The organism is Hydrogenobacter thermophilus TK-6, from assembly GCF_000010785.1.
In the GTDB taxonomy this organism is placed as follows: domain Bacteria; phylum Aquificota; class Aquificia; order Aquificales; family Aquificaceae; genus Hydrogenobacter; species Hydrogenobacter thermophilus.
Genome location: NC_013799.1, coordinates 369135 through 383752, shown reverse-complemented (window position 1 = coordinate 383752; position 14618 = coordinate 369135). Strand labels below are relative to the sequence as shown.

Here is a 14618-nt window from a genome sequence, read left to right as displayed (position 1 = left end):
AGTTGACATCCTCATATAGTAAGTGTATCTTCCACCTATAATATAGACTTATGAAGGTGCTTGTAGTGGGGCTTGGAAGGATGGGAGGAGGTATAGTAAGGAGATTAAAATCAAAAGGCTACCAGGTTGCCGGATACGATAGCCATCCAGATGTCAGGAATGCTTTCAAGGATACCGCTTTCGTGATGGACAGCTTGTCCCAGATGACTGAGTTTTTTGGAGACCAAAGAAAGATCATCTGGCTTATGGTTCCACACCATGCGGTGGATGATGTTATTGAAAGTTTTGTCCCTTTTCTCTCGGGGGGTGATATTGTCATTGATGGGGGAAACTCTTATTACAAGGACTCACAGAGAAGATACCAAAAGCTTGCAAAAATAGGTGTGAGCTTTCTTGATGTAGGGGTTAGCGGTGGTGTATATGGTGAGCAGATGGGATACTGCTTGATGATAGGCGGAGACGAGAAGACTTATGATCTGATCAAAGACCTTTTTAAAGACCTATCTTACAGAGAGGAAGGATACGCTTACTTGGGAGGTCCGGGTGCGGGACACTTTGCTAAAATGGTACACAACGGCATAGAGTATGCCTTTATGCAGGCTATAGGTGAGGGTTTTGAGCTTTTAAAAGAGAGCGGATTTAATTACCACCTTGGTGAGGTTGCCAGAATATACAACGCAGGAAGCGTCATAAGAAGCTGGCTTATGGAGCTAACGCAAAAAGTTTTTGAGGAGTTTAAAGACCTTGAGACTCTTGAAGCTTATGTAGAGGATACTGGGGAAGGTAGATGGACGCTCATAGAAGCTATAGAAAGAGCGGTGCCTGTGCCTACCATAGCGGACGCCCTCTTTATGAGGTTCAGGTCAAGACAGGAAAACTCCTTCAGAGACAGACTCTTAGCTGGACTGAGATACCAGTTTGGAAGGCATAGCCTGAAAAGAAAGGATGAATAGGAAGTTTTCCATCTTTATATTAGGGGGGACAGGAGACTTAGCAAAGAGAAAGCTTCTCCCAGCTCTTGAGCGCCTTTACAAAGAGGGTCATCTTAAAAATCTGCACAAAGTCTACTCCCTTGCAAGGAAAGAAGATCCCAGTTGGAAGGTATTGGTAAGTAGCCTTGAGCCTTCGGAAAAGTTTGATAACTTTTTACAGTTTGACGTAAACTTAGACAGCTCATATCACCATCTTGGTAGGATCCTTCGGGAGCTTAAGGGACAGGAGCTTATATTCTACCTTGCCCTTTCACCTTTCCTTTTTGAGACAGCGCTAAGGAAGCTTGGAAGACTTTTAAGGGACTTTACCAACCCCAGAAAGATAGTCATAGAAAAGCCTTTTGGATTTGATACAGCTTCTGCAAGAAAGCTCAACCAGCTTCTTTATACCTACTTTTTGGAGGAGGAGATATACCGCATAGACCACTTTCTTGGAAAGGAAACTATCCAGAACATATTTTCCGTGAGATTTTCTAACACCATATTTGAGAGCCTATGGCACAGGAATTTTGTGGATCATGTCCAGATAGTTGCCATAGAAGATATAGGGATAGAGGGAAGGGGAGAGTACTACGATAAGGCAGGTGCCATCAGGGATATGCTGCAAAACCACATGCTTCAGATGCTCTCCTTTTTAGCTATGGAACCTCCCTGTTGTATGTACCCAGAGTTTATAAGGGATGAAAAGGTAAAGCTTCTCAGGTCTGTAAGAAAGATAAGTCCTGAAGAGACGGTAAAGGGGCAGTATGAGGGATACCTGCTTGAAAAAGCGGTAAGAGAAGGCTCAAAAACGGAAACCTTTGTGGCGGTTAAACTCCATATAGACAACCCCCGATGGCAGGATGTGCCTTTTTACTTGATGACAGGCAAAAGGTTGTCCAAAAAGCTCAGCCAGATGGCAGTGGTGTTTAAGGAAGTGCCAAGAAGCTTTGCCAACCTCTTTGATTGCATGCCAAATCAGAACAAGATCATCTTTCAGACATCTCCAAAAAATAAAATAGCCATACACTTTGAACTAAGACCTCCAGCCGGAAAGTTTATTGCCTGCCCTGTGGAGACAGTTATGGAGTATGACATGGAAAGCTATGTAGGCAAGAAGCTACCAGAAGCTTATGAGACTCTTATCCTTGACATAATAGAAGGTGACAGGTCCCTCTTTATAAGAGGTGATGAGGTAGAGCTCATGTGGGAGATAGTTCAGCCCATCCTGGAAAGTGATGCCCCTTTGCACATATACAAACCGGGCACCCTGGGTCCCGAGCAAGCTCACCTGCTTCTTCAAAAAGATGGCAAGGCGTGGATCATATAAGCTCTTTTCCAGCAAAGACATAGATGTTAAGGTGGCTCTCTTTATAAAGAGGGTCGCACATCTGTTTATAAAGAAAAAGGGACGCTTCAACTGTGCTCTGGCTGGGGGTGAGACACCTCTGAAAGCCTACAGCATACTTGCAAACCTCCCCTTAGACTGGACAAAGACCAGCTTCTTTCTGACGGACGAGAGGTTTGTCCCTCCCGAAGATGAAAGGAGCAATTGCAAGAAGATAAGGCAAATACTCTCAGACAGGGTAAAGTGCTTTGACCTCTCCTTAGATATCTATGAGAGTGCCAAGCTATACTCAGAAAACTTCAAGGAGATTAAATGTCTTGATCTGGTGCTTCTGGGTATAGGTGAAGATGGTCACACAGCCTCCTTGTTTCCCAATACAGCATGCCAAAAGGTTACGCCTTATGTGTGCATCAGCAGATCGCCTGATGGCATCAAGAGGATAAGCCTTACAGAGGAGTTTATAAATCTTTCGGAGAAGATAGCCTTCTTTGCAAAAGGCGATAGAAAAAGAGAAGTGATAAAGAGACTTCTCAGAGGAGAAGATATGCCGGCCACCAGAATAAAGAATTGCAGAAGTATAATCATATTTACGGATTAGCCCTCTTTGAGCCACCTTTCGTTTATGGTGCTTTCTACCTCTACTGGTACCTGCTTTAGCACTACCCTGCCTGCGTGTTTCATAGCCCTTTCCAGAAGGTCCCTAACCAACTGAGCTTTTTCCATCTGGCACTCTACAACTATCTCATCATGCACAAGGTTCACTACATGCGCTTCTATCTTCTCCCTTTTTATCTCCGCATCAAACATAAGCACAGAGAGTTTCAAAAGATCCGCTCCAGTTCCCTGTATAGGATAGTTTACAGCATCCGGAAAGGTGTGAGCCACATAACTTCTTCCCAACAGCGTATAACCCCTTGACCCTCCCAGCTGTTTAAGCTCCCTCTTTACCCTCTCGTGCCATTCTTTAAAACTCCTAAAGTACTCAAAAAACCTATCCCTTATCTTTTGTGCATCATCTACCGATAAGTCTATACCATAACTCTTGGCATAATCGGAAAGACCTCTTGCGGATATACCGTATATGAGACCAAAGTTAACCGCTTTGGCAAGCTGTCTCTCTTCTTTGCTGATATCTTCTTCCTTTTTCCCCAAAAGGACGCTCGCAGTGTATCGGTGAAGGTCTTTCCCTTCTCTGAAAGCTTTTATCATCCTCTCGTCACCTACATACTCGCTGGCTATTCTCAGCTCTATCTGCGAAAAGTCAGAGATAACTAAAACTTTCCCCTCCCTCGCTTTGAATACTCCCCTTAGATCCCTCGGTATGTTTTGAACATTGGGATTTAAGCTTGACATCCTACCAGTTATCGCTCCAATTTGTTTAAACTCTGGATATACACTACCATCTTTTACAAAACTCCTTATTTCATCAAGCTTGTCCAAAAGCTTCTTTGTCATCCTTATCTCAAGGATCATCTGCACTGGCTTATGATGTATAAACTGGGATAGTATCTTGTCATCCGTAGATATGTTGCCCTTTTCAGTTTTAGGAAGGTCAAGCCCCAGCCTTTTGGAGAGAAGCTCACCCAATTGCTTGGGAGATAACGGGTCTATCCGATAATGCATCATAAACTCCATCACCTTCTTATTGAGATTTTTCTTATACTCTCTTATAAGGTCCTCCAGCTCTTTTATATCTACACCAATTCCATTGAGCTCCAGCTTTGCAACCTCTTGCACAAAAGCCATCTCTATTATGGCAACGGGATTCTTTAGTCCAAAAACTCTTGATGTTCTGGTTTTTAGAAGCGTTTCTTCTTGATGCGCTGTTGAGTTGAGTTTATCAAGGAGTATAGAGTAGAGATCCCTCACCATTTTAACATCAAGCGCTGCATACTCTAACTGCTCTTTTGAAAGCACAGCCCTGCCCCAGTTGGACATTTGCAAACTTTTGTCAAGCACCTCTCCCAAATAGTGCATGGCCACTTTCTGAAGTGAGTGTCTGTCAAGCTCACCCAAAAGCTGACTGGCTATCATAGTATCAAAAACTGCGTAAGGTTCAATACCGTATCTGTAAAGGAATTTAAGGTCGTACTTGAGATTGTGTCCCACTATACCCTTGTCTACAAGTAAGTCCTTCAAAAAGTCCACTCCATAGCTCCCCGTTTCAAAAAGATCAACGATAAACACATCCTCATTATTACCCAGCTGGACTAATCTTATCTTTTCACTTACTGTCTCAGTATCAAGAAATAAGTAGCTTTCATCTTTCAGCCTTTCTTTTAAGCTACGCAGACCATCTCTTGAAGTTATATAACTATACCTCATGCCTTAACTTCTAATATCATAGCTACCTCATCACAATGGGGGAACTTCACGCAGTTTATACACTCACCCCAAACCTTGTGAGGTAAAGCCTCCTTTTTAATCTCCCGAAAGTTAAACTTACCGAAAAAGTCCGTTGCATAAGTTAGGACAAAAACTTTTTTTATGCCAAGCTCCTTTGCTTCCTGCAGGCACCTTTCTATCAGCATAGAACCCACACCGCTATTCCTGGCATCTTTCTTTACAGCAAGGCTCTTTATCTCTGCCAGGTCTTCCCAGACCACATGAAGGGCACAGCATCCCAAAATCTCACCCTCACGCTCACACACCCAAAAGTCTCTTATGTTTTCGTATATGGAATTTAAACTCCTAGGCAATAGGATACCTTCCTTTGCGTACTCGTTTATGAGAGTGTAAATATCCTGAACATCTTTCAAAACCGCCTTTCTGACCTCCATGGTCTTCCCTAAATGTAGATCGCCTTGCAAAGACTGTCAACATAGATTAAAATTAAAAAAATTACCTCGTTCCCACCTAAGGAAAGGTGGGGACCTGAGAAAGTCCAGGAGGTGTAAGAATGGCTAAAAGGTATTACGAGACCACAAGACACTACGAGAGCGTATTTGTCCTAAAGCCTACTCTTACGGAAGAAGAGGTACAGAGAAGACTTCAGGAAATAAGAGAAACTATTCAGAAAAAAGGTGGGCAGATACTCCAAGAGGAAGATTGGGGCATAAAAAAACTCGCTTACCCCATAAAAAACTTTCAGCATGGCAGGTACTTTATCTTCCGCATTACCTCCTCAAATCCAGAGCTACCCAACCATCTTGACTTTTATTACAAAATAAGCGACGATATTATAAGATGGCTTAACTTTCAGGTCAAAGTAAAGGAGGGAAAAAATGCTTAATAAGGTTCTTATCATAGGAAGGCTCACCAAGGACCCTTCAGTAAGATATCTACCTTCGGGCAACCAGATAACGGAATTTTCTATAGCTTACAACAGAAGGTACAAAGTGGGAGATGATTGGAAAGAGGAGAGTCATTTTTTTGACGTCAAAGCGTATGGAAAGTTGGCAGAAAGTCTTAGCACAAGGATATCCAAAGGATACACGGTAGTAGTAGAAGGAAGACTCACCCAAGATAGGTGGACGGATAAGGAAGGCAAAGCGCAAAGCAAGGTGAGAATAGTAGCGGATGCGGTGAGGATAATTAACAAGCCTAAGCTGGATGAGGCTCCAGAAGAAGAGGTTATACCCGACACTTACGAGCAAGAAGCTGAAGAAAAGCTCTGGAACTCCCAAGATGACGAAATACCCTTTTGAAGGAGGCAAAGCATGGAGATAAAAAAGACTGCAAAAAAGGCATGCAGATTTTGTGAGGAAAAGAAAGACCCAAGCTACAAAAATTACGAGGAACTCAGGCAGTTCATGACGGAAAGAGGTAAGATTATTGGGCGAAGGCAAACAGGCGTATGTGCAAAACATCAGAGGATGCTCTCAAGGGAGATAAAAAGAGCAAGGCAGCTTGCCCTTCTACCTTATCTTGTTGCTTAAGGAGGCTTGGCATGAAGGTGGTGCTTCTTCAGGATCTTGAGGGTTATGGCGTATTTGGGGATGTTATAAATGTAAAGGATGGCTTTGCTAACAATTACCTGATACCAAGAGGTATAGCCCTGCCCGCAACCGAGGGAAATCTCAGACATGTAAAGAGCATAATACAACAGAGAATGAGGAAACTTCAGCGGGAGAAGGAAAAAGCCATCTCTCTTGCTAAAGCCCTTGAGGGACTGATGTTGGAGATTCCAAGACCTGTTGGCGAAAAGGGTAAACTCTTTGGGTCCGTCACAGCTGCTGACATATCCAATGCCTTGAAAGAAAAAGGTTTTGATGTAGACAGAAAGCGCATCCTTCTCAAGACGCTCATAAAGGATGTGGGTATACACACGGTGCAGATAAGGCTTCATCCTCAGGTGAATGTGGAGATCAAAGTGGAAGTAAAACCGGCCTGATGGTTTATATCATATTGCTTAAAAGAAGAAATACCTTAAACTTATTTCAGTTATGAGACATGTAATACATCAAAGAAATGTATGGATGCTCAGCGATTACCTTATTGCTTTCATAGGGATTTTTATAGCCATGCTCCTTTCCCTTTTGCAGGTGGATAATGTCTTCTGGTACAAATCCGCTACCTTGCTGTATGCTTTATCTTCCGTCATGTACCTCTCTTATCCTCTCTTTAGAAACTCCCTTTTCGGTAAAGTGTCAACCCTTACCCTCTTTTTGGGATTGCTTCTCAACCTGGCGGGTATGATAAGAAGGGGTGTGCAGAGCTACCAGCTTGGTGTCTTTCATCCACCGTGGAGCAATCTTTTTGAAGCCCTCACCTTCTGGAGCTTTATAGCTGGCAGCATATACCTGCTTATAGAAAGAAAGTACGCTCTTAGAATACTTGGCACTTTTGTCGTGCCTCTTATCTTTGGTCTGAGCGCTTTTGCAATGCTTAAGGCATCAAAGGATATAACTCCCCTTATGCCTGCATTGAGAAGTTATTGGCTTTATCTTCATGTGGTAACAGCCTTCGTAGGATATGCTGGTTTTACCGTTGCTTTTGCTGGAGCAGTTCTTTACTTGGTTAAAGGGAGGTTTCCTCAAACCAAATTGCTCCCATCCCAAGATACTCTGGAAGAAATAACTTACAAAGCTATCATAGTTGTCTTTCCAGTATGGACGGCTTCCATAATATTGGGGTCTGCATGGGCAAACGAAGCTTGGGGTGGATACTGGAGCTGGGATCCAAAAGAGGTATGGTCCTTGATAGTCTGGCTCTTCTTTGGAGCGTACCTGCATGCAAGACAGATGCTGGGATGGAGAGGAAGGCGCGTTGCCTGGATGGTGGTCTTAGGCTTTATTACCGTGCTTATTTGCTTTTTTGCTATAAATCTATACTTCCCAGGGCTTCACAGCTACGCAACGGATTAAGTTATACTGCTGAGCAGTTCTGAGGATTCTTTTTCCGCCTCCTTTATGCTATTTTTAACAGCTTCTGGGTCCACATTCATTATTCTGGATACCCTACTTATGATCCTTTCGCTTTTGTTATCTTCAAGTAGCTCCACAAGAGATAGTATAAAACCTATCTCGTTGAGCCTTCTCTCAAAAGCTTCAACTATCTCCTTGTCTAACATAAGATCCCTTACCACATCCTCGGGTTTTTGTCCTAAAGCTTCCCCTGCCAAGGAGAAAAGACCAGCAATATAGGCTTTTTCCCTCACATGTGGTGCATACATTTGCGCCAACCTTTCAGCTAAGCTTGCCCTGAAAAGAGACCTTTTCCAAAGATCCATCTCATGCTCTTCTACAAACATCTCGGAAAGGGCAAGTACTATGGTAAACTTAGCTATGTTTTCAAGCCCCAAATGTGCTACCGCTTCATCTATCCTGCTTATGTCCTTAGTTCTTGTAGAGTAAGCAGAATTCAAAAACTTCAAAAACTTATAAGTTGCTCCTATGTCCTTCTCCAATATATCAACTATACCCTTCATATCTTTATCTTTGATAGCTCTGTAAAGCCTTAATATGGTTGCTTTAAGGTAGGATATGGTCCTTGTATCTCTAAATCTGACAGGTTTTGAGAGGTAAAAACCTTGAAAGAAGTTAAAGCCCAGCTGATAAGCTAGCTCATAATCCTCTTTTGTTTCTATATGTTTGGCTATTATCCCTTTTTTCAAGCTCTTTAGTATACCTATAACTTCCTTTAACTCCTCTTTATCGTAAGGATTTTTTTTAAGATTTATCTTCACATAATGGCACTTGCTGAGAAGTGGCAGGTAATCTATCTTCTCAAACCCAAAATCATCTATACAGAACTTAAAACCTTTTTTTAATAATGCATTTATAGCTTCAAAAAGCTCTTTGGATAACCTTCTATTTTCTACAAGTTCTATCCCCACATAATCGGGTGAGAGAAGGTCAAACATGGACGCCTCAAGAAATATGGCAGGTACATTGACAAATACGATCTTTCCATTGCCTACCCTTATGGGATTAAGTTCTGTTATAGTATCTATAGCTAAGGTTGTCGCCTTAAGAGGGTCAAGCCCCTCTGGATATTCACCTGTTATAGAATCTTGTATGAAGACTTCGTAAAAGGCCACTCTCCCACTCCTGTCGTATATTGCCTGTTTACAAAGCACATTCATAAGATTTATTATAACCTTCAAAAGAGCCTTTCAAGAAGTTGGTCCAGCCTTCTTTCTCTCCTCTTGCTCAAGTAATTTATAACATACTTACCCAATATATCCACTTCTATATTAACATGATCCCCTTCCTTTCTGCCCTTTAAGTTGGTATTTTGGTAAGTATGGGGTATGATGTTGAGGCTTATAAGATTTCCTTCTACGGTATTTACGGTCAGGCTTATACCATCTATCCCTACGGAACCTTTTTCAACAAAGTATAAAATCCATTCATCTGGTATGTAAATTTTCAGTTCATAATGATCTCCAACGCTTCTGAAAGATTCTATTCTTGAAGTAAAGTCCACATGCCCCAGGAGGATGTGTCCACCCAGCCTATCACCTACCTTAATGGCTCTTTCTAAGTTTACAAGATCACCTACAAAGGCTTTGCTCAGATTGCTTCTCCTTAAAGTTTCTGGCGATAGGTCAAAGGAGATGATACTGTCTTCTACCTTTGTTACAGTAAGACATACGCCGTTTACCGCTATACTGTCTCCTACTTTTATCTCTTTAAGAGATGTTATCACTTCCAAAGTTCCACCTTTTGAGGAGATTTTTATATTCTTTACTTTTCCCACATCTTCAACAAGTCCGGTAAACATCACAGACACACCTCATCCGCTCTAAAAACTGGTCCTTCATAGCATACTCTTAAATAATTCCCCTGCGTACCTTTTACAACGCATCCAAGACACACTCCCCAACCACAAGCCATACGCGATTCCAAGGAAAGGTACAATCTGCTTGGTTCTACAAGATTCTTTAGAGATTTTAGCATACCTTTTGGACCGCATGCAGATACAGTCCAAGATCTGTCAAACTCCTTAACAGCCTCAGTTACCAAACCCTTCCTTCCCTCACTTCCATCTTCAGTAAAAATAAGATGTTCAAAATTTTCCTCCTCTAACCAGCTTTTTAAACCTAAATGCTCTTTTCCTTTTGCACCATAAACGAAAAACACCTTTTTACCTTCCTTTCTTAGCTCCTTCCCCAGAAGAGTAAGACCGGCTATACCTATACCACCCCCTATGAGCAGATGCTTGTCTCCTGATAGCTCAAACGTCCTTTTGCCGAGTGGTCCAAAAAGCTCTATGTGACTACCTTCTGGCAGACTGCTCAAAAGATATGTACCTCTTCCCACCACATCGTAGAATATGTAAAGGTTATCACCTCTTACATCACCTACCGCAAAAGCTCTTCTTCCAATAGGGTCATTTGTGTGCGAAACCTTTAACATGACAAACTGTCCTGGTTTTACAGAGTGCGCTATATCCGGAGCGGAAAGCTCCATCACATAGGTTCTTAAAGAGAGTGGTGCGTTTTTAAGCACTTTAACTTTCAGGGCTTTCATTTTTGTCTCCTTAGGAGTTCATCACCCAGCAGGTTAAAAGCCATGACTAAAAGAAATATGGCAACGCCGGGAGAGAGTATCCAAGGATAGGAGGATATGAGGTTTACATTTCTTGCATCGGAGAGCATGTTTCCCCAGCTGGGTTGTGGCTCTTGCACCCCAAGCCCCAGAAAGCTCAAAGCCGATTCGCCCAGTATGTAGCCAGGGAAGGACAGAGTGGCAGAGACTATAAGGTAGTAGTAGGTGTTGGGTAGTATGTGCTTGGTGAGTATTCTAAAAGTTCCTGCGCCGTAAGTTTTTGCGCTTTGCACAAATTCCTTTTCCCTGATGGAAAGGACCATACCCCTTATCACCCTCGCAAGACCTGCCCATCCAATAAAAGATATTATGAAGACCACCATAAGAAACACCTCAAAGCTTCCCATAGTTAAGGGAAATACACTTCTGAGAGATAGCATAAGGTAAAAGGTAGGTATAGCCAAAAGGACCTCTACTATACGCATGATGAAGCTATCTACCTTACCACCCATGTATCCGGAAAAGCCGCCCACCAAGGAGCCTACCAGAAAAGTAACCGTTATACCAACAAGACCTATAAACATAGACACCCTTGCCCCATAGACAAGTCTTGAAAACACATCCCTCCCCAGCTTGTCCGCACCCAAAAGATGTATCTTGCAAGGTGCTTTTACCCCAAAGAGTTTAAACCCATAGGGAGTTTTCGTGAAAAACTCTATTTTGCAGGAAACCTTCTTATTTTCTCTGTATGACTTAAAGATGGGGTCTTCCATCACATAAGGATTCACATAAGGAAAGGTTATCCTACCGTCTTTTACTATGTGTATCCTCGTAGGAGGGTGGTAGGGTGTCTTTCTACTCTGAAGGTCATAAGGATAGGGTGCTATAAAATCTGCAAAGAGGGCAAAGATGACAAAAAGCATTATTATAGCTATAGGAAAGGTGGGGAGATTCCTCATCGCCTTCCCATACAGTAATACTCAAAACCCAGCTCTCTCATATGAGCAGGCTCATAAATATTCCTACCGTCTATAACTACGGGGAGTTTTAAAAGATGCTTTACCCTTTCAAGGTCTGCCTTTTTAAACTCTTCCCACTCGGTAAGAATAAGAAGAGCATCACATCCTTTTATGGCTTCGTACATGCCCTGAGCGTAAATAAGGTCCTCCCCCTCTGGAAATATCCTTCTGAAGTTGCCCATAGCTTTAGGGTCGTAAAGCTGCAGCTTGGCTCCTTCTCTGAGCAGTGCAGACACTATCTTTATAGATGGCGCCTCTCTTATGTCATCCGTGTTGGGTTTAAAGGAAAGTCCCCACACAGCAAGCTTTTTATTTTTTAGGCTCCAGAGTGCGTTTTTTACCTTCTCAAGAAAGTTTTCTATCCTTCTGGCATTTATTTTATCCACCTCTCTAAGAAGTGAAAAGTCAACTCCGTAATCCTCGGCCATCTTTATAAAAGCCCTTACATCCTTCGGAAAACAGCTCCCTCCCCATCCTATACCCGCATCCAAAAAAGCTCTCCCTATCCTCTTGTCATAACCCATACCATCCGCCACCAGCTTTACATCAGCTCCAGTCTTTTCACAAAGGTCTGAGATCATGTTTATAAAGGAGATCTTCATAGCTAAGAAGGAGTTGGAAGCGTGCTTTATAAGCTCCGCAGTGGCGGGATCCGTGAAAAGTATGGGTGCCTTTATAGGTTCATAAAGCTTTTGCAGAAGGTTTTTTGCCCTCTCACTCTCAATTCCTACAACTATTCTGTCTGGCTCTAAAAAGTCCTTTACTGCACTCCCTTCCCTCAAAAATTCAGGGTTAGAGGCTACATCAAATTCTACATGTCTTTTCATGTATCTTTGCAGTGTCTTCTTTATAAGCTTGTGGGTGTTTACAGGCACTGTGGACTTTTCTACAAGGAGTTTATAAGATTCCATATGCTCTGCGGTAAGTCTTGCCACCTCTTCCACCTGCGAAAGGTCGGCAGAACCATCTTCCTGCTGGGGTGTGCCTACGCATATGAATATTACCTCAGAAAACTCAAGTCCTTCAACCAAGTCAGTGGTAAAGCTTATCCTTTTTAGCCTTAGGCTATCTTTTAGCATATCCTCAAGTCCAGGCTCGTATATGGGAACAACACCCTCGTTTAGCATGCTCACCTTCTGTGGAACTTTCTCTACCACCTTTACCTCGTATCCCAGATGTGAGAAGCAAATACCCGTTGTTAATCCTACATATCCGCCACCTACCACCGTTATCCTCATCCTTCCTCCTTTACAAGCTCCAGCTCTATCCTGCCCCTCTCCTCATCAACGCCTACCACCTTCACCTTCACCACATCACCCAATCTGAAAACTTTCCCGGTTCTTACGCCTACAAGTCTGTGAGCTGGTTCATCGTATATGTACTGGTCATCAACAAGCGTGTTTATACTCACAAGCCCCTCCACTAAGTAGTCCTGAATTTCCACAAAAAACCCAAAGGGAACCACTCCTGTTATTATACCCGCAAAAGCCTCGCCTATGTGCCCCTTCATAAGTCTTGCCTTGAGAAGTTCTATAGCTTCTCTCTCCACATTATCTGCCAATCTCTCCCGCTCAGAGAGGTACTGTCCCGCCATCTCAAGGTAAGATACCATCTGTTCATAAGGCACATCTTCTCCCTTTATAGCCTTCTTGAGAATTCTGTGGACTATGATGTCTGTGTATCGCCTTATGGGTGATGTAAAGTGAGCGTAATGCTCAGATGCCAAGCCAAAATGCCCCACATTGTGAGGCGAGTAGTAGGCTCTTTTCATACTTCTTAGTGTAAGAAACCTCACCAAGTTCTCCTCGGGTCTTCCTTCAAAATCTTCTATGATCTTTTGAAAAAACTTAGGCTCAAGAGAGACTCTTTTTACTTTGTATCCAAGACCGGCAAGGATTTCTATAAGGTTTTCTACCTTTTCTGGGTCGGGTTTTTCGTGCACCCTGTAAAGACATGGGTAGCCAAGATGCTCCAAATGCATGGCTACTGTCTCATTGGCGGATATCATAAAATGCTCTATTATCCTGTGAGCTATGTGCCTCTCGTAGGGAACCACAGCCACAGGCTGTCCAAACTCGTCCACTATGACCTCTGATTCTGGAAGGTCAAAGTCTATGCTCCCCTTCTCCCAACGTTTTTTGGAGAGTATACGGTAAAGGTTTTCCATGAGTCTGAGAGGCTCCACCAGGTGCGGATACTTTTCCTCCAGCGCCGGATCGCCCACTATGAGCCTTAGAGCCTCGTCATAGGTAAGCCTTGCCTTACTCCTTATTACGCTTTCGTAAATGTCGTAGTTTAAAAGGTTTCCCTTTTGGTCAAAGACCATCTCACATGTAAAGGTGAGCCTATCCTCGTTGGGTTTTAAACTGCAAAGGTCCGAAGAGAGCTTTTCGGGAAGCATGTGCAAAGCTCTGTCAGGAAGGTAAAAGGTAAAACCTCTCTTAAAGGCTTCCTCATCTATGTGTGAGCCTTCCTTTACAAAGTAAGATACATCCGCTATGTGAACCCAAAGTCTGTAATGCCCTTCTGGCGTCATCTGTATAGCTACAGCATCGTCAAAGTCCCTTGCTCTCTCGGGGTCTATGGTAAAGCATATTTGGTCCCTCAGGTCCTTCCTATTTTTAAGCTCTTTCTTTATATGGAGCCTGAATTTCTGAGCCTCTTTTATCACCTCTTCAGGATACGATAGCGGAAGGTCGTACTTTCTTATGAGCAGCTCTATCGTTAAAACCCTCTCCTTGGGATGCCCTATAACTTCTTTTATGTATCCTCTGGCTGGAGCTTTTGCCCTTGGATACTCCTTTATACCCACCACTACAACAGTGTCTTTTTTGAGATCTTTGCAACTCTCTTGGCTGAGCTGTATCTTCTGGTGTGGGTTATCGTAAAGAGGTATAGCGTAGCAAGTCTTACCTTTTACTATCTTACATATTATCTCTCTTTTGCCTCTCTTGATAACTTGAAGTATTCGGACCTCCTTCTTTCCCTTAAACTCCACCACCCTTGCTTTTACCACATCCCCACCAAAAACCTTTACCATCTCAAAGGGTGGAATGTATATGTCTTTTTTGCCCTCACCTATTTGGAGAAATCCAAAGCCAGCAGGGTATGGGATCACCGTCCCAACGACTATCTCCTCCTCCGCAAGCTTGTACCTGCCCCTTTCTACCGTAAGCTTGTTGGACCTCTTTAGAGTCTTTAAGACCTTTTTAAGTTTTTTCTTTCCCTCTTTGTCAAGTTCAAGCTCCTTAACTATCTGCTCAAAATGTAGCGGTTTTTTGGATTTTTTTAGTAGCTCAAGAACATCCTCCTCTGTTATATGCTCTTGCGCCATTTCGGAAAAGAA

General features: G+C 42.9%; 16 protein-coding genes. 8 read left to right on the top strand and 8 right to left on the bottom strand.

Annotated elements, in window-relative coordinates; genetic code table 11:
* The first annotated feature begins 50 nt into the window (after positions 1–50).
* The 3 genes from gnd to pgl are packed head-to-tail and all read left to right on the top strand — an operon-like array spanning position 51 to position 2917.
* The gene (gnd, locus tag HTH_RS01920) at positions 51–953 is read left to right on the top strand and encodes a phosphogluconate dehydrogenase (NAD(+)-dependent, decarboxylating) (protein ID WP_012963029.1); all 903 of its coding nucleotides are present in this window, start codon (positions 51–53) and stop codon (positions 951–953) included.
* A complete protein-coding gene (gene zwf / locus HTH_RS01915; protein ID WP_012963028.1) occupies positions 946–2301 on the top strand; it encodes a glucose-6-phosphate dehydrogenase in 1356 nt (451 codons plus the stop codon). The genes gnd and zwf overlap by 8 nt, the downstream gene beginning before the upstream one ends.
* Entirely contained in the window at positions 2279–2917 is a 639-nt protein-coding gene (pgl, locus tag HTH_RS01910) for a 6-phosphogluconolactonase (RefSeq protein ID WP_014462552.1), read from the top strand. Before zwf ends, pgl begins: the two co-directional genes overlap by 23 nt.
* On the opposite strand, the gene HTH_RS01905 is transcribed toward pgl, so the two are convergent.
* Together HTH_RS01905 and HTH_RS01900 are read right to left on the bottom strand one after the other, a co-directional pair.
* Complete coding sequence (locus HTH_RS01905) at positions 2914–4644, bottom strand: bifunctional 3'-5' exonuclease/DNA polymerase (protein ID WP_012963026.1); 1731 nt, start codon at positions 4642–4644, stop codon at positions 2914–2916. The genes pgl and HTH_RS01905 overlap by 4 nt on opposite strands.
* Positions 4641–5099: an N-acetyltransferase gene (locus HTH_RS01900; protein WP_012963025.1), complete on the bottom strand. Its 459-nt coding sequence runs from the start codon at positions 5097–5099 to the stop codon at positions 4641–4643. The genes HTH_RS01905 and HTH_RS01900 overlap by 4 nt, the downstream gene beginning before the upstream one ends.
* 119 nt (positions 5100–5218) lie before the next feature.
* Here HTH_RS01900 and rpsF point away from each other — a divergent pair, with 119 nt between their 5' ends.
* The 5 genes from rpsF to ccsB are packed head-to-tail and all read left to right on the top strand — an operon-like array spanning position 5219 to position 7625.
* Positions 5219–5551 carry a 30S ribosomal protein S6 gene (gene rpsF / locus HTH_RS01895; protein ID WP_012963024.1) on the top strand — a complete coding sequence of 111 codons (333 nt, stop codon included), beginning with the start codon at positions 5219–5221 and terminating at the stop codon, positions 5549–5551.
* Positions 5544–5966 carry a single-stranded DNA-binding protein gene (ssb, locus tag HTH_RS01890; RefSeq protein ID WP_012963023.1) on the top strand — a complete coding sequence of 141 codons (423 nt, stop codon included), beginning with the start codon at positions 5544–5546 and terminating at the stop codon, positions 5964–5966. Before rpsF ends, ssb begins: the two co-directional genes overlap by 8 nt.
* Before the next feature lie 12 nt (positions 5967–5978).
* Complete coding sequence (rpsR, locus tag HTH_RS01885; RefSeq protein ID WP_012963022.1) at positions 5979–6197, top strand: 30S ribosomal protein S18; 219 nt, start codon at positions 5979–5981, stop codon at positions 6195–6197.
* Positions 6198–6208: 11 nt separating this feature from the next.
* Complete coding sequence (gene rplI / locus HTH_RS01880) at positions 6209–6652, top strand: 50S ribosomal protein L9 (protein WP_012963021.1); 444 nt, start codon at positions 6209–6211, stop codon at positions 6650–6652.
* A 52-nt stretch (positions 6653–6704) separates the two neighbouring features.
* Positions 6705–7625: a c-type cytochrome biogenesis protein CcsB gene (ccsB, locus tag HTH_RS01875; protein ID WP_012963020.1), complete on the top strand. Its 921-nt coding sequence runs from the start codon at positions 6705–6707 to the stop codon at positions 7623–7625.
* On the opposite strand, the gene HTH_RS01870 is transcribed toward ccsB, so the two are convergent.
* From HTH_RS01870 to rnr, 6 genes are read right to left on the bottom strand one after another with little or no spacing between them, the layout of a single operon-like run.
* Positions 7622–8845 carry an EAL and HDOD domain-containing protein gene (locus HTH_RS01870; protein WP_012963019.1) on the bottom strand — a complete coding sequence of 408 codons (1224 nt, stop codon included), beginning with the start codon at positions 8843–8845 and terminating at the stop codon, positions 7622–7624. The two genes, ccsB and HTH_RS01870, sit on opposite strands and share 4 nt — an antisense overlap.
* A 17-nt stretch (positions 8846–8862) precedes the next feature.
* Complete coding sequence (locus HTH_RS01865; protein ID WP_012963018.1) at positions 8863–9486, bottom strand: riboflavin synthase; 624 nt, start codon at positions 9484–9486, stop codon at positions 8863–8865.
* Positions 9486–10235 carry a dihydroorotate dehydrogenase electron transfer subunit gene (locus tag HTH_RS01860; protein WP_012963017.1) on the bottom strand — a complete coding sequence of 250 codons (750 nt, stop codon included), beginning with the start codon at positions 10233–10235 and terminating at the stop codon, positions 9486–9488. Before HTH_RS01860 ends, HTH_RS01865 begins: the two co-directional genes overlap by 1 nt.
* Positions 10232–11212, bottom strand: a complete 981-nt coding sequence (locus HTH_RS01855; RefSeq protein ID WP_012963016.1) for an ABC transporter permease — start codon at positions 11210–11212, stop codon at positions 10232–10234. The genes HTH_RS01860 and HTH_RS01855 overlap by 4 nt, the downstream gene beginning before the upstream one ends.
* The gene (locus tag HTH_RS01850) at positions 11209–12510 is read right to left on the bottom strand and encodes a UDP-glucose dehydrogenase family protein (protein WP_012963015.1); all 1302 of its coding nucleotides are present in this window, start codon (positions 12508–12510) and stop codon (positions 11209–11211) included. Before HTH_RS01850 ends, HTH_RS01855 begins: the two co-directional genes overlap by 4 nt.
* Positions 12507–14606 (bottom strand): ribonuclease R, encoded by a 2100-nt coding sequence (gene rnr, locus HTH_RS01845; protein WP_012963014.1) that lies wholly within the window; start codon positions 14604–14606, stop codon positions 12507–12509. The genes HTH_RS01850 and rnr overlap by 4 nt, the downstream gene beginning before the upstream one ends.
* Positions 14607–14618: the final 12 nt, after the last annotated feature.